The organism is Shewanella sp. VK101 (genome assembly GCF_056497865.1).
The window spans coordinates 2,919,998-2,945,251 of record NZ_CM151402.1; the positions used below are offsets into that span (position 1 = coordinate 2,919,998).

Here is a 25,254-nt window from a genome sequence, read left to right on the forward strand (position 1 = left end):
GTAGATTGAAACCAACCTCAGTTTGGTTTTCAATTTCAAGCGATAAAAAACGCCGGCTTCAACAGCCGGCGTTTTTGTTTCGATTATTGGCAAAGAAGGATTACTTCTTGCGCCAGCTGGTCCCCTGTGGGCCATCTTCCAGCACCACACCCAGCTCATTCAGTCTGTCGCGAGCAACATCTGCAGCAGGCCAATCCTTCTCGGCTCGGGCGCGGTTGCGCTCGGCAATAAGTGCTTCGATTTCAGCTACTTCATCGTCGCTGCCCTCGCCTTTGAAGAAGGCTTCAGGTGTAGAGCTGACAATCCCAAGCACTGCAGCCAGTTGTTTCAGTGACACGCCAAGGGCCGAGGCTGCCGCCATATCCACGCCCTTGAGGCGGTTGATTTCACGCACCATTTCAAACAGCACAGAGTAGGCTTCGGGGGTGTTGAAGTCATCATCCATCGCCGCCTTGAAGCGCTCAACATACTCTTCGGCAGGCGCCGCAGTGACACTCAGGTCAAGGTCTTTGAGCGCTGTGTAAATTCGCTCAAGCGCGGCTCTGGCCTGCTTGAGGTTGTCTTCCGAATAATTCAACTGGCTGCGGTAGTGGCCGGACAACAGGAAGTAGCGCACGGTTTCGGCATCATAATGCGCCAACACATCGCGAATGGTGAAGAAGTTACCCAGCGACTTGGACATCTTCTCTTTGTCGACCATCACCATGCCGGTATGCATCCAGTAGTTCACATAAGGCGTGTCGTGGGCGCAGCAAGACTGGGCGATTTCATTTTCATGATGCGGAAACTGCAGATCGCTGCCGCCGCCATGGATATCGAAATGCAATCCCAGGTGTTTGCTGTTCATGGCAGAGCACTCAATGTGCCAACCGGGACGCCCCGGGCCCCAAGGTGAATCCCAGGTAGGTTCGCCAGGCTTGGACATCTTCCACAGCACAAAGTCCATGGGATCCCGCTTATGCTCGTCCACTTCGACCCGGGCTCCGGCCTGCAACTGCTCCAGGTTCTGCCCGGAAAGCTTGCCGTATTCAGGGAAAGAGGCGACGCTGAACAACACATCGCCATCATCGGCCACATAGGCATGACCACGGGCGATCAGCGCCTCAACCATTTCGATAATCTCGCCAATATGCAGAGTCGCCCTTGGTTCCATATCGGGGCGCAGCATGTTCAGGGCATCAAAGTCTTGGTGCATCTGGCCGATGAGACGCTCGGTGAGACTATCGCAGCTCTCGCCATTTTCATTGGCGCGCTTGATGATTTTGTCATCCACGTCTGTGATGTTGCGCAGGAAGTTAACCTGGTACCCCGCGTAACGCAGGTAGCGCACTATCATGTCAAAGGAAACAAAGGTCCGGCCATGACCGATATGACACAAGTCGTATATGGTGACACCACACACATACATACCCACTTTACCTGGGTTAATCGGTTTAAATTCCTCTTTTTGGCGGCTCAGACTGTTGTATATCTTCAACATCGACTTTCTCTTCAGCAATATAGGATTAGTGGGTAAAACGAATCTGGCAGTTTAGCATTGCCAAAAGCTCTTGAATACTGCCCTTTATAGCCGGAGTCGGATAAGTTAGAATCCGCCAACAAAATTTATCCTGAGGATCCGACCATGATTACACTGCACACCAACCACGGCGACATCAAACTGGCGCTGGATAGTGAAAAAGCCCCTCTGACTGCGGCCAACTTTATCAAGTACGCCCAGGAAGGCTTCTATGACGGTACTATCTTCCACCGCGTTATCGATGGCTTTATGGTTCAGGGTGGCGGCTTTACCGAACAGATGTCACAGAAACCTACCAATGCCCCAGTGCGTAACGAAGCCAACAACGGCCTGTCAAACAAGACAGGTACCATAGCCATGGCCCGCACTTCCGATCCTCATTCCGCCACGGCGCAGTTCTTTATCAACGTCAACGACAACACCTTCCTGGATTTCAAAAACGAATCCATCCAAGGCTGGGGTTACTGTGTATTCGGTGAAGTGGTTGAAGGTATGGACGTGGTCAATGCCATCAAGGGCGTGAGCACGGGCAACCACGGCATGCATCAGGACGTGCCTCTGGAAGCCGTGATCATCGAGAAAGTGACCATAGCAGACTGATAACTTCTGAATGCGCACTCTCTTTATCGGCGATCTGCACCTCAGTGCCGATCGCCAAGATATCCTCAACGCCTTCTATCAATTTCTCGATACCGGTCTTGAACAGGTCGACGCCCTCTATATCTTGGGTGATCTGTTTGAGGTTTGGGTCAGTGATGATTTGGCCGAGCCCTTTGCCTTGGCGCTGGCCAAGCGTCTCTATGAAGTCAGCCGCAGCCTGCCGGTGTACTTTATCCACGGCAACCGCGACTTTATGCTGGGGAAAGAATACGCCGCCAAAGCGGGGATAACCTTACTGCCCGAGGTGTATCGACTGGATCTCTATGGCCACAAGACAGTGCTGCTGCATGGCGACAGCCTCTGCACTCTGGACAAGGCCTACCAGCGTTTTCGGCGTTTTCGCAATATGGCTTTGCCCCGCTGGATATACCGCCATCTGCCGAAGAAGACCCGCAGCAATATTGCCGCCAAGCTCAGGCAAAACAGCCAGATGCAGAATCAGCTGAAAAGCATTGAGATAATGGATGTTGAGCCGAGCGCGGTGGATGAACTGTTTGCCGGCACTGGCGCCGAGTTGATGATCCACGGTCACACCCATAGACCGGATATCCATCAATTGGCGGGTAATAAGCAGCGCTTGGTAGTGGGAGACTGGTATGAACAGGGAAGTGTCTTGAGCATCAGTGCCGACAACATAGCACTGACCAGCCTGCCTTTCATAGAATAAAGCCAGCAGACCCGGCTTTAACTGAACTCATTCGGTTCGAGTTTTATCTGTGTAGCTTGAGTCGGCTCACATTGAACCTAGCCAGCCCTGATAACCTATAAAACCCTTCCAATCCAGCAGTTGCCGACCCTGTCGGCATCTTTATCTATGTAGGCGCAATATCGAGTAGTTTAAAGCGGCGCCCCGCTGTGAAACCTGAATTCATCATCCGGCGCTAGAATAAGCTCGGCTTCCACCTCAGCAAAATAGGCCACTCTGGCGCTGATATCCTCGCCGGCAATCACCTCGGCCAATGAAAGATAATCCTGATAGTGGCGCGCTTCAGAACGCAGCAGTGAAATATAGAAACGTTTAAGCTCATCATCGAGCCAAGGCGCCAGCTTGGCGAAACGTTCACAGGAGCGGGCCTCGATAAAGGCGCCCACTATGAGTTTATCTATCAGAGTCGCAGGTTCATGGGTGCGAACGTGTTTCATCATCCCCTTGGCATAACGGCCGGCGCGGATGTTGCTGTATGGGATATTGCGCGCCAACATCAGTTCCAGAACCTGTTCAAAGTGGTGGAACTCCTCTTTGATAAGGCGGATCATCTTGGCGATGAGCTCAAAGCCATGGGGGAATCCCGCCCTGGGCGTCAACTCACCAATCAACTCGTTCTTCTTCACCTCTCTGGCCAGAAATGCCGCCATATCCCTGTCGTTGTGATAAACAAACTCTTCGTAAGGCTTGGCCCAGGTTAGCAACTGCTCGCCACTTTGCTTGTCCACCGCATACTTGCGGACCAAAAACATCGCCGTCTGCGCCGCCTTAAGCTCACAATTACAGTGATCTATCAGCAATTCGGCCAGTCTATGCTCCTCTTTGGCAGCTGCTATCCAGCTGTCAGGGGTTTCACAGGCCAGGAATTCTTTTACTGGGGCGAGTAACTGCTGCATTGAGGTCAAGCTTCCACAAGAGTTTTCAAGGCCGCCAAGTCTACCAGCAAGCCAATGCTATGCCCACAGCCTCTCGGAGTACAAACTTGACGGCCCGCTGTTTTTGTTCAATAAATAGACTCAGAGCGGTAAAACGCTCGTCTGCAGTTTGACGAGCAAAAGTCAAAGCGGAATAAGGATAATTATAATGGTATTGAATCACTTAATGGGGTTGTATACTCATCCCAAACAGGAATGGCAAACCATAGAACAAAACCATGAGGCACTTAAAAGCTGTCTCAGTCACCTGCTACTCATTGCGCTCATCCCTTCTGTCTGTAGTTATATCGCCGCCGTGCATATCGGCTGGAACCCAGGTGCCGGCGAACCCTTGTTTCTAACAGCCCAAAGCGGCTTCATCATGTGCGCCGGCATGTATTGCGGCCTGGTATTCGGTGTGTTCGCCCTCGCCTACCTGGCCTACTGGATGGGACAAACTTTTGATGCCCATCCGGACTTTACCCAGTGCCTGGAACTGGCGTCTTATACTGCCACCCCACTGTTTATGGTGGGACTGGCGGCGCTCTATCCAGAGCTTTGGTTTATTATGGTGATAGGACTGATAGGCCTTAGCTACTCTGTATACCTGCTGTATACCGGGGTCCCTATCATAATGAATATTCCCGAGGAAAAAGGCTTTATCTATGCCAGCTCTGTGGTGACTGCAGGTTTGGTGCTCCTGGTCGCTCTGATGGCCAGCAGCGTGATCCTCTGGAGCATGGGACTCGGCCCAATACTGCAATAATAAAAGCAGTCATCAAAACACCAGAGACGAAAAAGGCGCTCCTTGAGCGCCTTTCTTACGTCCAATTCAGCCCTAGCCATATAGCATCCCCCCAACGGAACCCAGGATGTGTTGGGTAAGCAGGAGATATCCGTCATGCAGAACTGCTAAGAAGCCTTACATCTGCTCTGTACAAACTTACAGGCCAAGCCCTAGTTCAGTAATTCCTTTGCAAGCGCGTCATGGCCCAAACGGTCAAATAATGTGGCCAACTCAGTTAAATCTATGCTGCTATTCCTTAGGTCTTCAAAAGCTTGAGCAAATGCTTGCTTGAACTTTTGATCCTCAAGATAAGCTTCAATAAACTTCGCCCAAAAATCTTCCGAATTGATAATGCCGGAGTTAAATCTCTCAACGTAAAAGTGTTTAGCCGCATTGGGTGCATTAATGAAGCAATCCAAATACGCCCATGCATAATCACTGTCCGTCGTTAAGTTCACATCCACATTGAGCTTGTTTATAAACCATGAAATTATTTCGGTTTGATCGGAGTTTTCATGATAACAGGAAGTGACACTGGCATTAACCAAGTAGCCAAAGGCAAGATTAAGCTCTTCGTTGGATACTTGAATGTTGGCAATCAAAAACTCAATGGTATCACGACAAATAAAGTTACAGCTCACCTGTAAAACATAACCCCAAGGTATGTCTGCCTCCATATCGAGCATTAATTTGAATAGTTCAACCCTGCCGGGGATTTGGCACATATGATAGAGAGCATCTTCATCGTCGAACTCATAGGATATTCCTTTGTCGAGCGACTTTAAGAAGTTGAGGCACTGGATGGCCGTAGGGGTGATATCAACACCGGCACTCTCGACAACAGCATTAAAAATTAGCTGCTCCATAGGTTCGGTATCTTTAAAATGATTGTAAATTATTTCGACTAGATCAAACCTGTTACTCTCAATTATCGAGGTCAATACCCTAAAGTCCAGATCGTTCCTGATTGATTCTATGTCACCATTATTTATTGCTTCTTCGACTTCATGTGCTTGTTGAATCAACATTTAGATACCTTATATACATCCAAGTTGTTAACGCTTAAATAATCCCTATCACTTCAGCATCTGTTGAAGAATGATTGTGTCTTTACTGATATCAATCGAGAGCAGCTTAACCAGTTATTCAAGGGAAGGTGCGAACGAGTCCCATGGGTGCTCTATATCGGCTCACTGGCCTGGAAACGGTTTAAAGCGCAGAGGGAAATAAGCGGGCTTGTGAAGCCGACGGCTGACTAAGCTTGCGAAAAACAAGTCTAGTCAGCCACAGCTTTACAGAATGGTACTGACTTAAGCGAATGAATCTCTTAATGCCACGGTGCGGTTAAATACCAGCTTATCTGGGCTTGAGTCCTTGCTGTCGGCACAGAAGTAACCTTCACGCTCAAACTGATAGGCCTTCTCGGCCTCCGCTTGCACCAGACCAGCCTCAACCAAACCATGCTTAACCACCAAAGATTCCGGGTTCAGCACTTCGTCCACAGTTTCTGCCGCTGCCGGATTGGCATCGACAAACAGGCGATCATAGAGGCGGAACTCGGCAGGCACAGCGCTGCTGGCTTCGACCCAGTGGATCACGCCCTTGACCTTGCGGCCATCGGCAGGGTTTTTACCCAGAGTCTCAGGGTCATAACTGCAGTAAATGGTGGTGACCTTACCGTCGGCATCCTTGTCACAACGCTCGGCTTTGATCACATAGGCGTTGCGTAGACGCACCTCTTTGCCCATCACCAGACGCTTGTAGTGCTTGTTGGCTTCTTCACGGAAGTCGGCCGCATCGATATAAAGCTCACGGCCAAAGGCCAGCTCACGATTACCCAGCTCTTCCTTGTTGGGATGCACTGGCGCACTGACATGCTCCAACTGCCCTTCAGGATAGTTCTCAATGATCACCTTAACCGGCTCGATAACCGCCATGGCTCTCGGGGCATTGTCGTTGAGCTCTTCACGGATACAGGCTTCGAGCATACCCACTTCCACCAGGTTATCCTGCTTGGTCACGCCGATGCGATCACAGAACTCACGGATGGAGGCCGGGGTGTAACCGCGGCGGCGCAAACCGGCGATAGTCGGCATGCGGGGATCATCCCAGCCATTGACCAACTGACGTACCACCAGCTCGTTGAGCTTACGCTTGGACATCAGGGTATATTCCAGATTCAGGCGTGAAAACTCATACTGACGGGTACGGTTGGGGATCTTGAAATCATCCAGATTATCCAACACCCAGTCATAGAGGCGACGGTTATCCTGAAACTCCAGCGTACAAAGGCTGTGAGTGATATTTTCCAGCGCATCAGAGATACAGTGGGTAAAGTCGTACATGGGATAGATGCACCACTTATCACCCGTCTGATGGTGATGAGCGAATTTGATCCGGTAGATTACCGGGTCGCGCATACACATGAAAGGTGATGCCATATCTATCTTGGCCCGCAGTGAACACTCGCCTTCTTTAAATTCACCGGCGCGCATCTTTTCAAACAGTGCTAGGTTTTCTTCAACGCCGGTGTCACGATAAGGGCTGTTCTTGCCCGGCTCTTTCAAAGTGCCGCGGTACTCGCGCATCTGCTCGCCATTGAGAAAACACACATAAGCCAGACCTTTTTTGATCAGCTCAACGGCATAACCGTAGAGGCTATCAAAGTAGTCTGACGAGTAATGGATATCACCGGCCCACTGGAAGCCCAGCCATTGCACGTCCGCTTTAATGGAATTTACATAGTCAATGTTTTCTTTTTCCGGGTTGGTGTCATCAAAGCGCAGGTTGCACTGGCCCTGATAGTCCCTGGCAATACCGAAATTCAAGCATATAGACTTGGCGTGACCTATGTGCAGGAAGCCATTAGGCTCTGGTGGGAAACGGGTGTGCACATTGGTGTGCTTACCGCTCGCCAAATCTTCATCTATGATATTGCGAATGAAGTTACTTGGACGTACTTCGGTGTCCACATGACTCATGAAATTCCTCTTTGCGAACAATGGCTGTCTAACGAAAAGAGGCATGATCCTACAGATCATGCCCGGTTACAATCCTTCTAGAATAAAAACTGCGGCGCACTTCGTCAAACCCGGCGCCGTGATCAAAAAAGCAGCCAAGATGGCTAATGCCGATCAGTTAAGACAGATCGCTTGACGATCTCACTGAAAGGATCAAAATCCGATGACCCCATGTCATCGGATTTTTTTATGCAACTTTCAGAAGCTTTGGCGCGTACTCATATCAACCGTCTTACCGAATTCACCTGTCTGGCCGATGTACTTGAGCCCGATTTAATTCAGTCGTGCCTTGATTCACATGGTGTTGCCAGTTTAAGGCGACGTAAGTTACCTATGGATGCCATGATTTGGGCGGTGATTGGTATGGCTCTGTTCAGAGGCGAGTCCGTCCGCTCACTCATCAATAAGCTTGATATCGTCTTACCGCAAGAGGTGGATTACGTTGCGCGCAGTGCTGTCACGCAAGCGCGCAAGCGGCTGGGCTCTGACGTTGTTCAGGATGTGTTTAAGCGAAGTGCCAAGACCTGGCATGAAAGAGCAGAACATCCGCATTGGTGTGGGCTCAACCTCTACGGTGTCGATGGTATCGTATGGCGAACACCTGATAGTGAGCAAAACAATCAGGTGTTCGCCAAAACCGCCAACGCTTCTGGTGATGCTGCCTATCCTCAAATTCGCATGGTTTGCATGATGGAGTTAAGTAGCCACTTGGTATTGAACAGTGCCTTTGATTCTGTTGCTGTCAGTGAAATGAGTTTAGCCGCTGAACTGATATCAAGCATACCTAATAACAGCCTGACGCTGTTTGACAGAGGCTTTTATTCGTTGGGACTTTTGCACGCCTGGCAACAGGCTCAACCGAACAGCCACTGGCTGCTGCCGTTGAAGAAAGGGACGCAATATGAAGTGGTACGCTCTTTAGGAAAACACGACCAACTGGTGCAGTTAGCCACCACGCCTCAAGCCAGAAAGAAGTGGCCTATGCTACCTGACAATATTGAAGCTCGCTTACTGACAAAGACGATAAAAGGTAAGTCGGTTTCCATTTTGACCTCATTAACGGACCCATTGCGTTATCCGGGGGCAGAGATAGCGGATTTATATGCCCATCGATGGGAGATAGAAGTGGGCTATCGGGAGATGAAGCAGCATCTTCTGGAGAGTCGCTTTACGTTACGCAGTCAATTGCCAGAGCTGGTTATCCAAGAATTGTGGGGAGTACTGTTGGCCTATAACCTCATCAGATACAAGATGGTGTTGATGGCTAAGAGCTTACCGTCGTTACATCCGAACCAATTAAGCTTTAGAGATGCATCGAGTTATATCATTTTTAAACTGACTCAGCTGTCATCTCAAATGCCTGGGAATGTTCCGAGAGAGGTCTTGGACATAGTGCGTAATGCGAGGCAGTTCAAGCTTGATGGGAAACGGGATAGAGCCTATCCACGTGCGTTAAAAATGAGTAAAAACAAGTATCCCATTAAGCCTAAGAAAAATGCCGTTCACACTAAGTGAACGGCATTAGCCAAGATGGCTGCTTTTTATCTGCGACCTTACTCAGTCACTATCTTTATACCCGGAATGATCTCCTGGGTCTTGCGGCCTTTACGCTTCAGCCACATATAGAAACCAATCAGGGCGAGGACAAAGAAGCTTATCCAGGCGGTGGACTGCAATGGATGCTCGGCAAAAGTCGCACCTTGGTAGACCACAGTGGCACTGCCGTAAGCCAGTGCAAAGGTCCAGGTCGCGGCAAAGGTTGCCCAGCGACTGCCAAACTCATTCACCAGTGCACCCATGGCGGCCACACAAGGGGTGTAGAGCAGAATAAACAGCAGATAGGAGAAGGCAGCCAATTGTCCGCTGAATCCTGCCTGCAGTGCACCGAATGTGGACTGATCAACCCCCTGCTCTTCGGCAGCCAGCGTCTTATCCTCAACATGGCCCACAGACAGCTTGAGCGGATCTTCCATCACTATGCCGAACAGGTTGGCCGGAATCGTCGCCAGCGCCTCGGAGAAGCTGTCCATCAATGGAGTAAGCTCGCCATCACCGCCATCAGCTGTGCTATACAGGCTATTGAGCGTACCCACTACCGCTTCTTTGGCGAAGATACCCGTAACTATCCCAACAGTAGCCGGCCAGTTGTCTTCCTCTATCCCCATGGGCGAGAACACCGGAGTGATCTTCTGACTGGCGACACTGAGCAAAGACTCCTGACTGTCTTCATGGCCGAAGCTGCCGTCAACGCCTATGGCATTGATAAAGTTGAGCAGAGTCACTACAACCACAATTGTCTTGCCGGCACCGAGAATAAAGCTCTTGGTACGTTTACCTGTGCGGGAAGCCACCGCTTTGAGCTTGGGCAGTTCATAGCTTGGCAGCTCCATCACTACGGCGCTGCTGTTACCGGGCAGCAAGGTCTTGCGCAGCAGCAGGCCTGTGCCTATCGCAGCCAAAATACCGATAAGGTAGAGACCGAACACCAGGTTCTGACCTGAATCAGGGAAAAAGGCCGCCGCAAACAAGGCGTATACCGGCAATCTGGCACCGCAGGACATAAAGGGCGCCATCATACCCGTGACAATACGTTCACGCTCACTGCCCAGTGTGCGGGTCGCCATGATGGCAGGCACAGAGCAGCCAAAACCGACAATCATGGGTACGAAGGCCTTGCCGGGCAGGCCGATACGGCGCATCAGGCCGTCAACCACAAAGGCGGCACGGGCCATATAGCCAGAGCCTTCCAGCACAGATAAAGCCAAAAACAGCGCCGCGATAACCGGAATAAAGGTCGATACCGTCTGAATACCCTGACCTATACCACCGGCCAGCAGAGTCACCAACCAGGCAGGAGCTCCTATATTGGTCAGCAAAGCCCCGAAATGATCGACAAACAGCGCGCCGGCACTGATATCGAAGAAGTCGATAAAGGCACTGCCCACGTTGATGGCAAACATGAACATCAGGTACATCACCAGCAAAAATACCGGAATACCCAACACAGGATGCAATACCAACTTATCGAGCCTGTCACTCAAGGTCAGCTGGCCGTCGGCATTGACCGAACCCTTGTATACACGCTCAACAAAGTCAAAACGTGTGGTGGCCACCATGATCTCTATGTCTTTGCCTTCCAGTGCCAGTTTATCCGTCACTCTGGAGACCTGTTCATCGAGCAAATTGTTCTGGCAAGAACCACAGCCCAAGCCATTGGCCAACATGGCCAGCGCCCGGCCCCGGCTTAATTGACTGTCGCTGCCCATAATGGCTGTGACACCGGTTTCAATGGTGGCGTCATATTGCAGCATCAAAGGCGACTCTGAAACCCGCCCTTCCAGCAGCTCTATCACCTGTTCCTTGACCCGCTCGACGTCTTTGGCTTCTCTTGAAGTCACGCCTATTACGGGGCAACCCAGCTCTCGACTCATGGCTTGGGTATCGACCCGAATGCCGCGCTTGACCGCCGCATCCATTTTGTTGAGCACCACAACCATGGGAATACCCAGCTCACGCAGTTGCACTGTCAGATACAGGTGACGTTCGATATTGGTGGCATCCACCAGGTTGATAATGCCATCTACTTTCTGGTTGGCCAGATACTGCTGGGCAATCTGCTCATCCAACGAGCAATCACAGTTGCTACCGGCGGGAAGAAGATCGTAAATGCCGGGTAAATCGGTTAGAAAGACATCATCGCCATTAAGCGAAAAGTGGCCGGTCTTCTTCTCGACTGTCACCCCGGACCAGTTACCTACCTGTTGATTGGCACCTGTCAGGGCGTTGAACAATGTCGACTTACCGGCATTGGGATTACCGACAGTGACACAATGGAACTGCTTAGTCATTGGCCTTTTCCACCTCTATAATCTGTGCCAGATCCTGACGCATGCACAACTTGCTGCCGCGAATGTCCAATTCCAACCCGGATCCCATGGGAGCACGGCGGATCAAAGAAAAACAGGTATTGGGGGTGATCCCCATGGACAGGAGCTTGCGTTTGACCACTGCAGGCAGATCCAGATGGCCAACTTCGGAAATCATGGCGCGATCACCGGGTTTCAATTCACTTAACTTCATTGCCTCTACCACTGAAAACAGCATGCAAGCATGCGGGTAATGATTCGATTCTACCTGAAACAGTCAAATAAGAACTTTATCTGGATCAAGCTTTTCAACTGGTAACGATAATAGTTTTCAATTGTGTTGGCTATTATGGGACAAAAGCTAGCTGGAATAAACCGTTTAACTGCAAATAAAAGTAACTGAACCGTGGCTTTTTCTGCGGCGGATCCCAAATTCGAACAAAGACACACCATACCCAAAACGAGGCATGGATCACACTTTGTTGTTTTCTTTTTTAAATCAGCCTTCTTTACCCATAAGCATCATCAAAAAGTTATCGCTTTGTCACTTTTTTGCTCTATTCTTTAACATTAGCAATTCGGTAAATTACTGATGCATGCCTAATAACTATAAATCGGCAATGAACGCGCTCAGGATGGAATGATGAAAATGGATAACTCGAGTAAACCAAGCCTTTGGGGGTTGGGTTGCGCTCTCCCCTTATTGTTATTGTTGGCCTTCCCGGCCAAAGCTACCCCGTGGGACAACCAGGACCCGGCCGAGGTTGAAGCCACACTGGACAAGAAATTTGCCGAAGGCAAATACTCCCCCAAGGGTGCTGACAGCTGCCTGATGTGTCACAAAAAGAACCAGAAGGTAATGGCGCTTTTTGATGGTGTCCACGGCAATCCCAACCTCTCTCAATCTCCTATGGCCGATCTGCAATGCGAAGCCTGCCACGGCCCGATGGGGAAACACAACCGCGGCGGCAAGGAGCCGATGATCACCTTCGGTGCCGACTCGCCGGTCCCGGCCGACAAGCAAAACAGCGTCTGCCTCAGTTGCCACCAGGATGAGCAGCGTCTGGGCTGGAGTGCCAGCCACCACGACACGGCCGGAGTTGCCTGTGCCAGTTGTCACCAGGTGCATACAGGCCAGGATCCCATCCAGAGCCGTGAAACCGAAGTCGCCGTTTGCAGCAGCTGTCACTCAGAGCAACGTGCCGACATTCACAAACGTTCCGCGCACCCGATACGCACAGAGCAGATGGTTTGCAGCGACTGCCACAATCCTCACGGCAGTCTGGGGGACGCCAGCCTGAAGCAGATGACGGTCAATGAAAACTGTTACAGCTGCCACGCCGAAAAGCGCGGGCCCAAGCTGTGGGAACACGCCCCGGTTACAGACAACTGCGCCAGCTGTCACAACCCTCATGGCAGCGTCAACGAAGCCATGCTGTTGGCCAAACCGCCTCAATTGTGTCAGCAATGCCATGCCTCCGACGGTCATGCAGCCAGAGCCTACTTCCCGGCCAATGAGCAAACCGGCTTGATGCCCAACGCCTATAACGCCGGCAACTCCTGCCTGAACTGCCACACCCAGGTGCATGGTTCCAACCATCCATCCGGCAAACTCTTGCAGCGATAAGGAGCTGAGTATGGTTATCGAGAAACAGACACAGATGAAACTATCACTGCTGGCGCTCACCATAGCCTGTGCACTGCAGCCGGCCTGGGCCGGTGGCTATTCGCTGCAACAGGCCAATCGCGCCGAGCTCAAGCAAGACAAGTGGAGTTGCGGCCAGTGCAAGTTGCCACAGGAAAGCCGCGGCACGCTCGAAGCCGGTGTGGCCTACAATGATGGCGACAATGCGGTGTTTGCCAACAGTAGTGGCACAGATGCCGATGGCGCCACTGGGCACCTTGGCGGCGATGTCGTCTTTTATGGTGAACAGGGTTACCGTACCCACATTGAAGCCGACAAACTGGGCTATGACACCGGCAGTGCCAGCCTGAGTACCGGAAGACCCGGCCAATTTGATATCCGTCTGGGTTATCGCGCCTTGGCCAACTTCGGCCCGGACAATGGCATGAGCCCCTATATCAATCAGGACAACAGACTGATGTTGCCGGACAACTGGCAAGCGGCCGCCCTCACCTCGCAAATGCCGGGGCTTGATGACAGCCTGACAAGCCAGCAACTGGAAATGAAGCGGGATCGCTTCACGTTGGATGCCCATTACCTGGGCAGCTTTTATAAAGCGGGGCTCAATTACCGTCACGAGCAACGTGATGGCACCCGCCAAACCAACGGCAACTTTCTTACCAACTCCATGGCATTGGCCACCCGGGTGGATGACAGTACTGACGAGCTGGAAGCCAAACTCTATTTCAAAGGAAAGGGCTGGCTGGCCGGCTTCAATTCGACCCTGAGCCAATACAGCAACGACTATCAGGCACTCTATTGGGAAAACGCCTTCTTTCCCACATTCGGCGCCGCCTATAATGGCCAACTCGCCGACAATCCGGACAACAAGGCGCTGAGGGTCGGTGCCGATCTGCAGTTATCCGAGGCCGGACATCAAATATTGATGCACACGGCATTCACCCGCATGTCTCAGGATCAGGCGCTGTTACCGGCCACCATCAATGGTCCTTCACCCCAGTTGCCCGCAATCGATGGCGACATGCAGGTTGACGTGCTGGAACTCAAACTCAAGTATGCCACCCGCCTCAGCAGAGGCTTGTCGGTTCGCGCCGGCTATGACTATCGCGACCGGGAAAACAAGACACAATTTAAAGAATGGCCACAGGTGAGCAGTGACAGCTGGCACCAGGGCAGCGCCACGCCCGCGGCCTATGACCACACCCGCCAAAGAGCCGATATCGCCTTCAACTACCGTTTTACCCGCGCCCTGTCTCTTGACGTAGGTTACGAGTATGAACACCACAGCTATAGCGATCTGGCGCGCGAATCCCTGTTCCAATCCAGCGTGTTTGCCAAGCTGAACCTGCGTGCCAGCCGCGACTGGCAGTTGTGGTTCAAAGGTGAACTCAGTGAGCGCAGTGGCGGCAGTTATCAGGCATCCGAGCTGAGCCAAAGCCCCAATAATCCCTGGATGCGTCAGTATTGGTTGGCAGATCGCAAGCAAACCCTGTTGCGACTGCAAAACGATTACCGCTTCAGCGATGCCCTGTCGTTCAGCCTGGCGCTGAATCACAAGCAGCAAGACTATGATGAGACGCTTATCGGCCTGGATGAAGTCAGCAGTTGGGGCTATGGCCTCAGTGGCAACTATCAATTCTCAGCCCAGTTTGGCCTCAATGCCTGGCTCAATCAGGACTGGCAGGATACAGATCAAACCGGCTCAGCTTCTTTCGGCCCCAGCGGTTGGTACAGCCGTGCCAGCGACAGCAGCACTGTCGCTGGCTTCGGCATCTACTATAACGAGTTGCTGGATAAACAACTGGATCTGGGCTTCGACTGGCAATACTCAAAAGGCGAAAGCGACACAGATGTCAGCCAGGGGCTCACTCTGGATTACGGCGACTATTATTCACGCCGTCATACCTTCAACGCCTTTGCCAAGTATCACTTCAGCGACAAGATGGCATTGAGGCTGGATTGGTTGTTTGAACACTATCAGGACAGTGACTGGCTCAATCAGGGATTAACCCCGGATAGCATCCCCAACGTACTCAGCTTTGGAGATCTTGGCCAGGACTATAACGCCCACTATCTGGGGCTGACACTGAGTTACTCCCTATAAGAGCAAGAGGCGAAGAGCGATGTCAAAGGAATACACCCCAAAAACTCACCTGTTTTACCTAGGCGCGCCACTGCTGACCGCCATGTTGGCTCTCTCTGGTTGCGGAGGTGACGATGGCAACCCGGGAACCCCAGGCGAACCGGGCGGCGAGCCGGCGATGAATATCAGTAAGCTCAATATTGAGGTCAAGGAAACGGCTCTCGAAGAGGGCATTACCCGGGTAGATTACCGGGTCACCAATCAGGATGACGAGCCGGTAGTCGGTATCCCCTCCGGGCGCTTCATTGCCGCGCAGTTGTTACCGGAAGGCACCAGTGGGGCCGGGAACAGCAGTGAGTGGCAGTATTTCACCGCCGAGACCTGCTCCAGCAGCTGCCCTGGCACCTATGTTGACCATAAAAATGGCAACTACTCCTACAGTTTCAGTGCCCCTTTCGACGGGATGAATGAAATAGCTGAAATCGCCGGAGCCACTCACAGAGTAGTGATCAAACTCGGTGGTGATACCTTGGCCGATGGCACAGCATTGCCGGTAACCAATGACCATTACGACTGGCAGCCCCCTGGTGGTGCTCCGGCCTACAGCCGCAACATTGTCTCCATCGACACCTGTAACAGCTGTCACAATGACCTGGCGTTTCACGGCGGTAACTATAACCAGGTGGAAACCTGTGTTACCTGCCACAATGCCACTCGGGTCAGCAATCCGGAAAACATCTTCCCGCAAATGATCCATGCCAAACATCTGGCCGGATTTCCCAAACCCTTGTCCGACTGTCAGACTTGTCATAAAGAGGATGAAACCCTCAGCGAACAGCACAACTGGTTCCGGGTGCCAACCATGGAGTCCTGTGGCAGTTGTCATAACAATATCGACTTCATCAAAGGCGAAGGTCATCCGGCGCAAGCGGATAACAGCAATTGTGTCGCTTGCCACAATCCGGATTGGACCCGCGAAGTACATGCCAATCAGGAGAACATGGCGGCCCTAGAGCAATTCAAGGCCGAGGTCACCAACGCCAGTGTCAGCGGCAGCAGTTTGAGCTTCTCGCTCAAGCTGAGTAACCCGCAGACAGGTGCAGCCTATAACGACAGCGCCGACAAGCAGGTGTTTGTCAACGATCTCAGGGTCTACGCCAACTGGGGCACCAGCTTTGATTACGCCACCCGCTCTGCCCGCTCAATTAGGGTGCATGAAGTGGTACCGCTGTCCGGCAGTGATGGTATCTATCAGTATCAGTTGGATGGACTGACCATTCCCACCGGCAGTGAAGCCGATGCCGGTACCCTGGCGATTCAGGGCCGAGTCTGTGCCAGCCAAGGCATGCTGGTCGACTGCAGTGACAGCGCCGCCAGTGTGTTGGTTATCAAGTCGAGCCATCAGTCATTCAACATGGCCGGCCTCTCCACGGCCGGACGGCGCCAGGTGGTCAGCAACGAAACCTGCGGCAGTTGCCATGGCGATCAACAGTTGAACTTCCACGGCTCTCGCAACGATTTGGCCGGCCAGTGCCAACTGTGCCACAACCCCAATATGCAGGCCGACGCCACTGCTGCCAATCCATCAGCGAGCAGCGCCGACTTCAAGCAGTTGATCCATGCGCTGCACTCGGCCAATTTTGAAGGGTTCGAGACGCTGCAATTCCCGGGGAACATAGGCAACTGTGCTCACTGCCACAGCAAAGATGAAAATGACGTGCTGAGTATGGCACTGCCACTCAGCCCGGCGGTGCAACCCTTGAGTCTGGATGATGGCAGCTTCACCAGCCCCACGGCGGCAGTCTGCAGTAACTGCCACCAGAGCGATAGTGCCCGCAACCATATGACGCAACAGGGAGCCGTGTTCCAAGGCACTGAAGCCGATGCCAAGGCAGGAACGGAAAGCTGCGCCACCTGTCATGGTCAGGGCGGCATGGCCGATGTCACCAAGGTGCATCCTATCGCCCAGTAACAACAATAAGCCGCCCTTTAAGGGCGGCAATAACAGGAAAGGGCCGGTATTTAAACACTGGCTCAGTCGTGCAATCAAAGCAATGCAGGGAAATAATGATGAAAAGCTCAAGACTGGTTAAAGGGCATACCCGCCTGGCATTGGCCACTCTGATGTCGCTGACGCTCATGGCATGTGGCAGTGACGGCAAGGATGGCGAAGACGGCAAGGACGGCGTGATCGGAGTGAATATCGATGCCACTCCCACACTCAAGGTCAAGTTTACCGACGCCAAAGTGGAAGCAGGCAAGGTCACGGTCGACTTTATGTTGACCAATGCCAATGGTGTGGCTGTGTTGGGTCTGAACAAAGATTATGACCTCAGATTTGGTATCGCTCAGCTGACCCATGTGACCGAAACCATAGGTGAAGGTGAGGAAGCCAGAGAAGCCGATTGGGGATTCCAATGGCAAGCCTATATCAATAGCCTCAAACAACCGACAACGGTTCCCGACGGGGTGGATAACCTCAGTCCATCGCCTCAGTATCAGGCCGGAGTCGAAGCCGCCAGCGCCTGCGAAACCTGTCTGGTGGACAATGGTGACGGCAGCTATAGCTATAGTTATCAGGTCAATATTGCCGAAGTCACAGAGCCGCTGGCCATAGCTTATGATGCCGATGCCACTCAAAGGGCCACACTGGAGCTGAAACTCCCCCAGGTTACCGCCAATGCCCATTATGATTGGCAACCCTCCAGCGGCAATACAGAAGGTATCCAGACCCGCAATGTGGTCACCATTGATGCCTGTTACACCTGTCACCAACCGGACAGCCTGGAGCTGCACGGCGGACGTCGAATAGCACTGGAAAACTGCGCTTCCTGCCATACTGCGACTTCTGGAGATCCTGAGTCCGGTAACAGTGTGGAGTTCACCTATCTGATCCACGCCATTCACCGCGGCGCCGAACGGCATACCTATGATGCCGACGGCAATGAAGTGCCGGCGCCGTACAAGATTGTCGGTTATGGCGGCAGCGTCCACGACTATGGTGTGGTCGGCTTCCCTCGTAAGCCAGCTTCAGACTGTAGCGTCTGTCACCAGGAAGGCAGTGGCGCTCCCGCCAATGCGAATCTGTTCAAGGCAGAGAAGAGCAATACCGCCTGTGTCGCCTGTCACACGGAAAAGCCTTCATCCCACCACTCCAGCACCGACTGTATGGCTTGCCACAACACGGACAATACCTATCACGGTACCGGCAGCGCAGCCAAGCGCCACGGTGATGTAATGCAAGCCTACACTCTGGCAGCCGAACTGAGCGTCAAGGTGTTGGAGGTCAGCAGCAACGCCGGCAAGATGACCTTTAAAGTGCAGGTGCTGGATAAAGACGGTAACGCCATGGATCAAAGCTTTATCGATCAGGGTAGCCGTATGATAGTGGGCTGGGATGTAGACAAGGACTACCCTGCCTACAACGAAGCCTCCTACAGCCAGCGCCGTATTCGTCTCAGTGAAGGCAGTTTTGACACCACCAGCAAGAGCTATACGCTGACTCCGGCGTTTGATATGCCGGCAAGTCCGGATGGCAAGAGCTTTGAAATCTGGTCAGCACTGGAAGCCTGCTTCAATAACGGCGGTTATGGTGTTGCCGATATTCAATTGACAGACTGCGCAACCGACGGTGTTCGCTCTGTGGCTATCCAGCAGGAGCCCTACCGCTTTGTCTGGGGTAACAATGGTGTCGACAGCGGTATGGATGCCGTGGCCCGCCGCGCCATCATAGATCCGACCAAGTGCCAAAGTTGTCATGGCAAGGAGATCCATCACTATGACAATGGCGTCAACTGCCAGACCTGCCATACACCGGATAAGACACTGCGTAATGACGCCGATTATCCCGGTGGCAAGATCCCCTCAAGCTTTGCCTGGAAGGCACACGAGCGTGAAGGCCACTTCCTCAAGTATGCAGGGCTCCAATCCGGCACTGTGCTGAAAACCGATTGTGCCACCTGTCATGCCGAGTCTTCCGGCAGCGTCACAGGTATCACTCTGGGTCGTTCACCGGATCGTGTCTGGCGCTATGGTGACATCAGCAATAGCGGCGCGGATATCTGGGTATCCTCAGATGCAGGCTCCTGCTTGAGCTGCCATCAACAGTACCTCAGCGATGCAGCCAAATCGCATATTCAAGCCAACGGCGGTATTCTGGATGGCATGGATGAGACCGATGTCCGTAATCGTGCCAAAGAGGCCTGTGCCACCTGTCATACCCCGGCTCAGCTGATGACTGCACACGGCAATTAACTTGCGTTTTGCTACCAAAGGGAGGCATGTGCCTCCCTTTTTTATGCAGCAAAATTCGTTAAAAACTCTTTCAAAAAACACGTTTTTTTGATCAGGATTAACGTTTTTTGATCTAGCCGTATACCCCTAAAGAAATAGTCGGATCTTAATCACATAACCCATCTAAAGTGACTGCTTAATCCCCACCACTTGGGTAGCCTTAGCCTTGGAAAAATAATTCCACACACTTTCCATGGTTAATGAGATTTATTCTTATTTAACCTCTGGTTAGTGATGATTAAAATCACTTGCAGGGAAATATCATGATGAAACGGTTTAATTTCAATGCCGCGACTAAAGCGATGTTGGGTGCCGGTTTGCTGTCTCTGATGCTGGCCGGTTGTGGCAGCGACGGTAAGGATGGTGAGACTGGTAAGCCAGGTCCTGTCGGCACACCCATAAGCAAAGTCAACACGCTGAAATCCAAGATTAATTCAGCATCTGTAGACACCAACGGCTTCCTGACAATCAACTTCAGCTTGTCCGATGCCAACGGCGCCGCCGTCTTTGGTTTGAAAAACACTGACATAGGTGCAGTCTCCTTCGGCCGTGTCGGCAGCGAAGATGAGATTGAAGGCCTGACCAATGTAGAAGGCCAAGCGAGAGAGATCTGGCTGAGCTACTTCAACAAAGACAAAGGTGACGGCTTCTACACAGGTTCTTCCTACTTCCAGGGTAAAAACTGCGAAGACTGTCTGACCGACAATCAGGACGGCACCTATACACTGAAACTGAACAAAGCCATAGATACTCTGGGTAAATACGACTACAAGGCCGATATGGTCAATGGTATTTACCTGGGCATCAAAACAGCCAATGCGGCCAACGTTAACTTGGTTAACAACAGCTTCTTCTACTGGCAGCCCTCTTCCGATACCACTCAGGCCAAGCCCAAGCCGGTTATCGCCGATGAAACCTGCCAAAGCTGTCACAGACCCGGTCATGATGGCGCACTTGCCATGCACGGCGGCAAACACGTCACTCTGGAAAGCTGTACCTTTTGTCACACCGACTACAACAGCTACATGAAGGATGACAAGGACGAAAATGGCCAAGTGATCGGCAGCCACAAAGTCGACGGCTCCATCAAGGCCATGGCGCACGAAGTGCACAGCCATGCCTTCTACAACGGCATTTTCCCGCAATCAGCCAGCAACTGTCAGACCTGTCACCAACCAGATGAAACCCTGACCATGGCCGATGCCTGGAAAGCCGATCTGGATGCTGCAACCTGTCTGAGCTGCCACAACAGCCAGTATGCCGTACCTTCCTGGCACTGGGATGCAGAAAACAACCAGATTAAAGAAGACAAACTGAACTGTGTCTCCTGTCACAGCGATCCTGATGGCCATGGCCGTGGTGCCGAACGCGCCCACTACAGCAACAACGACAGTGCCCAATCTGCCAAGACCAGCGTTACTTTCAACAGCATGACTTATGATGAGGCCAGCAAGACCATTAAGGCCAACATGACTGTCAAGCACGGCGACACCAATGTGACACTGGCGCAGATTGACTCCAGCCCATACTCACACGGCGGTTTCACCAGCGCCATCGTCTTCAACGGTGTGGTTAAAGACGACTTCCTGGTTAACTACCAGAAAGTCGGTTACGACCACTTCAGTGAGGGCGCCGACGGCAGCATAGATGTCACCTTCAGCGATGGCGACTTCAAAGTAGCCGAAGTCATGGGTACGCCAGAGGTTAAAGTGGCCCTGAGCAGCCAGTTGCATGTCTGCTTCGATGGCAAAGGCGCTGTAGCCGACTGTAAGCCAGTCGAAGACGGTGTTATCCCTAACTCCGGTCCTTACGTGCCATCTGACACAGCCTACTTCAATGTGGATGGCAGCAAAGTCGACAAGACGCCAAGGGTTCAACATGCCGAAATGACCGCTTGTCAGCAGTGTCACACCACTGCCATCAAGCACCGTTTCTCCAACGACATCGACGGCTGTGCCTCCTGCCACAACGGTACCCGCGACAAGAAGGGTGACGGCTCATCCAACCTGGCGTACATAGTGCACTCCAAGCACTACCTGTATGACAGCTCTGGCAACGGCTTCTTCAAGAAGACAGACTGTCAGACCTGTCACGGTAAAGACGGCTTCTCACTGAAGAAAATTGCCGCCGATGCCGCGCCGGTTGCCTTCGGCAAGACTGAAGATGGCACAGAGCAGACTCTGGTATCACCACAGACTGCCGCCTGCGCCAGCTGTCACCAGCCGCCATACGGCCTGAGTGAAACCACTATCAACCACATAGTGACCAATGGTGGTGTGATAGGTACAGGCCACGGTGTAGCTGCAAGTGATTATGACGCCCAGAAAGGCCAAGAAGCCTGCGCTACCTGTCATACAGACTCCCAGCTGTTGGAAGCTCACTCCAACTGGAGTTTCGATCACTAATACTTAACCCTAAAGAGAGGCTTCGGCCTCTCTTTTTTTATCTGCCAAATTGCCAAAATCGAATTAAAAAACAGCGTTTTTTTGATCGAGATTAAGTTTTCCCTACCAGCTCAAATACCTCTTTATAAATAGAAAGATCCAAGTCACACATTAACACCAGTCATGCAGCTTTTCGGCCCTGCTTGAGTTAGCCTTTTCGAGGGAAATCCTATTTCCGGTATCGGGTTAAGGGCCAATTACATAATCAATTTGGTTGAGATGACTCAGCCACTCCCTAAACCAGATACTTCCACTATTGCAGGGAACAAGATGATGAACGCACAAAAAACCAGAATCGCACTGCTGCTGGCAGCCAGTGCAGCTACTCTGGCCTTAGGTGGCTGTGGTGGCGATGATGGCAACGATGGTAATCCAGGTAACCCAGGCGGCGAGCCTGCAGGTGAAATCAAAGAGCTGCATTTCAGCTTTGAGCAGGCCATTGTCAAAGGCGGTATCCCAACGGTTGAATTTACCGTGACCAACGAAGACGATATGCCGGTAGTTGGTCTGCAGCAGTTCCGCTTCGCCGCCGCTCAGTTGCTGCCGGAAGGCGCAACCGGTGCCGGGAATGCCTCTCAGTGGCAGTATTTCGGCAACGAAGACTGCACTGTTAGCAGCAGCTGCGCAGGTACTTTCGTTGACCACAAAAACGGTAGCTACAGCTACACCTTCAGCAAGACACTCAATGAACTGAGTAAAGATAGCATCAGCTTCAACCCTGAGCTGGCCCAGCGGGTACTGCTGCGCGCTTACAATACGCCTCTGCCTGACGGCACTCTGATCCCCAACAGCAACGCTTTCGTCGACTTCAGTGCCGACTCAGGTGCCTCCGCGGCATACAGCCGTAAGCTGGTGAGTACAGATAGCTGTAATACCTGTCACGGTGACTTGGCCGACGTCAAACATAAAGGTGCCTATCCTGACGTCAACTATTGTGCCACTTGCCACACTCCTGGTCGGGTTGGTGAAGGAAAAGAGTTCAATGTCCTTATTCACGCCAAGCACAAGGATCTGGGCCTGGATGCGCTTAACAGCTGCCAATCCTGTCACAACGACACCAATGTCGAGTTGACGCCCGATTGGGGCAACTGGTCCAAAGTACCTACAGCTGCAAGTTGTGGTAGCTGCCACAGCAACATAGATTTTGCTGCCGGTCAGGGCCACAGCCAACAAACCGACAACTCCAACTGTATCGCCTGTCACAACAGCAAGTGGACAGAAGAGCTGCACACAGGTGTAACCGGTGACAAACGTGCCGTTATCGCTCAGCGCGGTCTGACCGCAGAACTGACCGGCAGCGCCGACAACAGTGCGACTCTGACTGTGACCCTGTTGGACAAGGCCGGCAATGCGCTGGATGCCAACAACGAACTGGCCAAGATCAAGCGTCTGGAAACCATCACCAACGTAGGCCCTAACTTCCCTGTCATGGGCTACAACGTCAGCCCTGGAAGCGGTAAAGCCAAGGTCGCCAAAGATCTGGTTAAAGACGGCCAGCTGCAGGACGCCGTGACTCTGGTTGACGGCAAGCTGCAATTCACCGTTCAGGACCTGCCTTTCGGTGCCGGTGATGCCGATACCGCCTTCAGCTTTATCGGTCTGGAAATGTGCAACCAAGGCAGCGAGCTCATCGCCTGCGCCGATGGCGTTGCCACTACCAGCATGAAAGCTCAACTGGCCTTCGGTACCAAGTCAGGTGATGCACCTAGTCACCGTCATATCGACTCAGTGAACTTCGCTACCTGTCAGGGCTGTCACAGCGACACCTTCGAACTGCACAAAGGCCACCATGCCGGCTTTGTGATGACAGAGCAGCTGGGCCGCGAAGTAAACGGCAAGCTCACCGTCGGTGTTGATGGTTGTGTGGCCTGTCATACTCCAGATGGTACTTACGCCAGCGGTGCCAACAAAGGCGCATTGGAGATGAAACTGCACAAGACCCACATTGAAAAGGCTCATGGCCTGATCGGTGGCAACTGTTCAGCCTGTCACAACGACCTGAATCTTGATGCCTTCAAGAACAAGGGGGCTCTGGCAACCTCAGCAGGCATGTACACCACGCCTATCACTGCTACCTGTACTTCTTGTCACACTGTCGGTGGTGACTACATGGTACACACCAAGGAGCAACTGGAAGCCTACGGCGCTGTGGTAGATGGTGAGTACACCGCTGCCAACCAGGCTGCGCAGCTGGAAACCTGTTTCTACTGCCACAAGCCAACCGCCGCAGATCACACTCAGGTGAAGATGTAATTTGCCCAGGCCGGGGGAGTCCCCTCCCCCGTCTTTCAAGGGTTTGGACAAATTAAGGATGCCTAATATGAGAATCAGCAAAAATATACCAACACTGCTAAGCGCCCTTCTGGCGACGGCAGTGTTATCTTTTGGTGTCACCCATGCGGCGCACGCCGCCAAGTGGGACGCTAAAATGAGCCCGGAAGAAGTGGAAGCCACCTTGGATCAGAAGTTTGCCGAAGGCAGCTACTCTCCCAAGGGTGCCGACTCCTGTCTGATGTGCCACAAGAAGTCAGAAAAAGTCATGGACCTGTTCAAAGGGGTTCACGGCGCCATCGACTCCAGCAAGAGTCCTATGGCCGGACTTCAGTGCGAAGCCTGTCACGGCCCCATGGGCAAACACAACCGTGGCGGTAACGAACCCATGATTACCTTCGGTAAGGGTTCTACCCTGGCGGCCGACAAGCAGAACAGCGTCTGTCTCTCCTGTCACAAGGATGACAAGCGTATGTCCTGGAACGGCGGTCACCACGACAACGCCGATGTTGCCTGTGCTTCTTGCCACAGCGTACATACCGCCAAGGACCCTGTGCTCTCCAAGAACACTGAGATGGAAGTCTGCACCAGCTGCCACACCAAGCAAAAGGCTGACATGAACAAGCGTTCCAGCCACCCGCTGAAGTGGGCACAGATGGTGTGCAGCGACTGTCACAACCCTCACGGCAGCACGACCGATGCCGATCTGAACAAGGCGTCAGTCAATGACACTTGTTACAGCTGCCATGCGGAGAAGCGCGGCCCAAAACTCTGGGAGCATGCACCCGTCACTGAGAATTGTGTCACTTGCCACAATCCCCACGGCAGTGTCAACGATGGCATGCTTAAGACCCGCGCTCCGCAACTGTGCCAACAGTGTCACGCCAGCGACGGCCACGCCAGCCGTGCTTATCTGGGTAACACAGGCATGGGTTCTCAGGTCAACGACAACGCCTTTACCGGTGGTCGCAGCTGTCTGAACTGTCACAGCCAGATCCATGGTTCAAACCATCCATCCGGCAAGTTGTTCCAACGCTAAGGAGGCG

Annotated in this window: 17 protein-coding genes; 11 read left to right on the top strand and 6 right to left on the bottom strand. The window is 52.5% G+C overall.

What is annotated here, in order from left to right:
- Positions 1 to 100 precede the first annotated feature (100 nt).
- Positions 101 to 1,480, bottom strand: coding sequence for a cysteine--tRNA ligase (gene cysS, locus ACSHSR_RS13150; protein ID WP_044734237.1), 1,380 nt, complete (start codon positions 1,478 to 1,480; stop codon positions 101 to 103).
- Between the two features lie 144 nt (positions 1,481 to 1,624).
- Between cysS and ACSHSR_RS13155 the strand changes: the two genes are divergently transcribed.
- Positions 1,625 to 2,119, top strand: coding sequence for a peptidylprolyl isomerase (locus tag ACSHSR_RS13155; protein WP_025010708.1), 495 nt, complete (start codon positions 1,625 to 1,627; stop codon positions 2,117 to 2,119).
- Between the two features lie 10 nt (positions 2,120 to 2,129).
- A complete protein-coding gene (locus ACSHSR_RS13160; protein ID WP_107004604.1) occupies positions 2,130 to 2,846 on the top strand; it encodes a UDP-2,3-diacylglucosamine diphosphatase in 717 nt (238 codons plus the stop codon).
- Between the two features lie 170 nt (positions 2,847 to 3,016).
- Here ACSHSR_RS13160 and miaE read toward each other — a convergent pair whose 3' ends face one another.
- Complete coding sequence (gene miaE, locus ACSHSR_RS13165) at positions 3,017 to 3,781, bottom strand: tRNA isopentenyl-2-thiomethyl-A-37 hydroxylase MiaE (protein ID WP_208184624.1); 765 nt, start codon at positions 3,779 to 3,781, stop codon at positions 3,017 to 3,019.
- Between the two features lie 187 nt (positions 3,782 to 3,968).
- On the opposite strand from miaE, the gene ACSHSR_RS13170 reads away from it, so the two are divergent.
- Complete coding sequence (locus ACSHSR_RS13170) at positions 3,969 to 4,565, top strand: Yip1 family protein (protein ID WP_101059139.1); 597 nt, start codon at positions 3,969 to 3,971, stop codon at positions 4,563 to 4,565.
- 191 nt (positions 4,566 to 4,756) lie between these two features.
- Here ACSHSR_RS13170 and ACSHSR_RS13175 read toward each other — a convergent pair whose 3' ends face one another.
- On the bottom strand, positions 4,757 to 5,614 hold the full coding sequence (locus ACSHSR_RS13175; RefSeq protein WP_144133829.1) for a hypothetical protein: 858 nt from the start codon (positions 5,612 to 5,614) through the stop codon (positions 4,757 to 4,759).
- Positions 5,615 to 5,896: 282 nt separating this feature from the next.
- Positions 5,897 to 7,567: a glutamine--tRNA ligase gene (gene glnS / locus ACSHSR_RS13180; protein ID WP_044734232.1), complete on the bottom strand. Its 1,671-nt coding sequence runs from the start codon at positions 7,565 to 7,567 to the stop codon at positions 5,897 to 5,899.
- A 228-nt stretch (positions 7,568 to 7,795) separates the two neighbouring features.
- Here glnS and ACSHSR_RS13185 point away from each other — a divergent pair, with 228 nt between their 5' ends.
- Complete coding sequence (locus tag ACSHSR_RS13185) at positions 7,796 to 9,121, top strand: IS4 family transposase (protein ID WP_208191067.1); 1,326 nt, start codon at positions 7,796 to 7,798, stop codon at positions 9,119 to 9,121.
- 38 nt (positions 9,122 to 9,159) lie between these two features.
- Here the strand turns inward: ACSHSR_RS13185 and feoB are convergent, their stop codons facing one another.
- Positions 9,160 to 11,454 (bottom strand): Fe(2+) transporter permease subunit FeoB, encoded by a 2,295-nt coding sequence (gene feoB, locus ACSHSR_RS13190; RefSeq protein WP_045282414.1) that lies wholly within the window; start codon positions 11,452 to 11,454, stop codon positions 9,160 to 9,162.
- A complete protein-coding gene (locus ACSHSR_RS13195; RefSeq protein WP_025010714.1) occupies positions 11,447 to 11,686 on the bottom strand; it encodes a FeoA family protein in 240 nt (79 codons plus the stop codon). The genes feoB and ACSHSR_RS13195 overlap by 8 nt, the downstream gene beginning before the upstream one ends.
- Positions 11,687 to 12,115: 429 nt before the next feature.
- Between ACSHSR_RS13195 and ACSHSR_RS13200 the strand changes: the two genes are divergently transcribed.
- The 7 genes from ACSHSR_RS13200 (at position 12,116) to ACSHSR_RS13230 (ending at position 25,247) form a co-directional block, all read left to right on the top strand.
- On the top strand, positions 12,116 to 13,099 hold the full coding sequence (locus ACSHSR_RS13200) for a DmsE family decaheme c-type cytochrome (protein ID WP_045282415.1): 984 nt from the start codon (positions 12,116 to 12,118) through the stop codon (positions 13,097 to 13,099).
- 10 nt (positions 13,100 to 13,109) lie between these two features.
- The gene (locus tag ACSHSR_RS13205) at positions 13,110 to 15,221 is read left to right on the top strand and encodes an MtrB/PioB family decaheme-associated outer membrane protein (protein WP_479630821.1); all 2,112 of its coding nucleotides are present in this window, start codon (positions 13,110 to 13,112) and stop codon (positions 15,219 to 15,221) included.
- A gap of 19 nt (positions 15,222 to 15,240) precedes the next feature.
- Positions 15,241 to 17,172, top strand: coding sequence for an OmcA/MtrC family decaheme c-type cytochrome (locus tag ACSHSR_RS13210; protein ID WP_394135059.1), 1,932 nt, complete (start codon positions 15,241 to 15,243; stop codon positions 17,170 to 17,172).
- 95 nt (positions 17,173 to 17,267) lie between these two features.
- On the top strand, positions 17,268 to 19,454 hold the full coding sequence (locus tag ACSHSR_RS13215) for an OmcA/MtrC family decaheme c-type cytochrome (protein WP_218996945.1): 2,187 nt from the start codon (positions 17,268 to 17,270) through the stop codon (positions 19,452 to 19,454).
- A gap of 302 nt (positions 19,455 to 19,756) precedes the next feature.
- Positions 19,757 to 21,898, top strand: a complete 2,142-nt coding sequence (locus ACSHSR_RS13220) for an OmcA/MtrC family decaheme c-type cytochrome (protein ID WP_208157642.1) — start codon at positions 19,757 to 19,759, stop codon at positions 21,896 to 21,898.
- A 309-nt stretch (positions 21,899 to 22,207) separates the two neighbouring features.
- Positions 22,208 to 24,190, top strand: a complete 1,983-nt coding sequence (locus ACSHSR_RS13225) for an OmcA/MtrC family decaheme c-type cytochrome (RefSeq protein ID WP_479630822.1) — start codon at positions 22,208 to 22,210, stop codon at positions 24,188 to 24,190.
- Positions 24,191 to 24,257: 67 nt separating this feature from the next.
- A complete protein-coding gene (locus ACSHSR_RS13230; protein WP_093983290.1) occupies positions 24,258 to 25,247 on the top strand; it encodes a DmsE family decaheme c-type cytochrome in 990 nt (329 codons plus the stop codon).
- Positions 25,248 to 25,254 lie beyond the last annotated feature (7 nt).

What these genes read in the sequence shown, in the direction of transcription:
- cysS (WP_044734237.1), bottom strand. Translation starts at nt 1,480, where the DNA reads ATGTTGAAGATATACAACAGTCTGAGCCGCCAAAAAGAGGAATTTAAA.
- ACSHSR_RS13155 (WP_025010708.1), top strand. Translation starts at nt 1,625, where the DNA reads ATGATTACACTGCACACCAACCACGGCGACATCAAACTGGCGCTGGAT.
- ACSHSR_RS13160 (WP_107004604.1), top strand. Translation starts at nt 2,130, where the DNA reads ATGCGCACTCTCTTTATCGGCGATCTGCACCTCAGTGCCGATCGCCAA.
- miaE (WP_208184624.1), bottom strand. Translation starts at nt 3,781, where the DNA reads ATGCAGCAGTTACTCGCCCCAGTAAAAGAATTCCTGGCCTGTGAAACC.
- ACSHSR_RS13170 (WP_101059139.1), top strand. Translation starts at nt 3,969, where the DNA reads ATGGTATTGAATCACTTAATGGGGTTGTATACTCATCCCAAACAGGAA.
- ACSHSR_RS13175 (WP_144133829.1), bottom strand. Translation starts at nt 5,614, where the DNA reads ATGTTGATTCAACAAGCACATGAAGTCGAAGAAGCAATAAATAATGGT.
- glnS (WP_044734232.1), bottom strand. Translation starts at nt 7,567, where the DNA reads ATGAGTCATGTGGACACCGAAGTACGTCCAAGTAACTTCATTCGCAAT.
- ACSHSR_RS13185 (WP_208191067.1), top strand. Translation starts at nt 7,796, where the DNA reads ATGCAACTTTCAGAAGCTTTGGCGCGTACTCATATCAACCGTCTTACC.
- feoB (WP_045282414.1), bottom strand. Translation starts at nt 11,454, where the DNA reads ATGACTAAGCAGTTCCATTGTGTCACTGTCGGTAATCCCAATGCCGGT.
- ACSHSR_RS13195 (WP_025010714.1), bottom strand. Translation starts at nt 11,686, where the DNA reads ATGAAGTTAAGTGAATTGAAACCCGGTGATCGCGCCATGATTTCCGAA.
- ACSHSR_RS13200 (WP_045282415.1), top strand. Translation starts at nt 12,116, where the DNA reads ATGAAAATGGATAACTCGAGTAAACCAAGCCTTTGGGGGTTGGGTTGC.
- ACSHSR_RS13205 (WP_479630821.1), top strand. Translation starts at nt 13,110, where the DNA reads ATGGTTATCGAGAAACAGACACAGATGAAACTATCACTGCTGGCGCTC.
- ACSHSR_RS13210 (WP_394135059.1), top strand. Translation starts at nt 15,241, where the DNA reads ATGTCAAAGGAATACACCCCAAAAACTCACCTGTTTTACCTAGGCGCG.
- ACSHSR_RS13215 (WP_218996945.1), top strand. Translation starts at nt 17,268, where the DNA reads ATGATGAAAAGCTCAAGACTGGTTAAAGGGCATACCCGCCTGGCATTG.
- ACSHSR_RS13220 (WP_208157642.1), top strand. Translation starts at nt 19,757, where the DNA reads ATGATGAAACGGTTTAATTTCAATGCCGCGACTAAAGCGATGTTGGGT.
- ACSHSR_RS13225 (WP_479630822.1), top strand. Translation starts at nt 22,208, where the DNA reads ATGATGAACGCACAAAAAACCAGAATCGCACTGCTGCTGGCAGCCAGT.
- ACSHSR_RS13230 (WP_093983290.1), top strand. Translation starts at nt 24,258, where the DNA reads ATGAGAATCAGCAAAAATATACCAACACTGCTAAGCGCCCTTCTGGCG.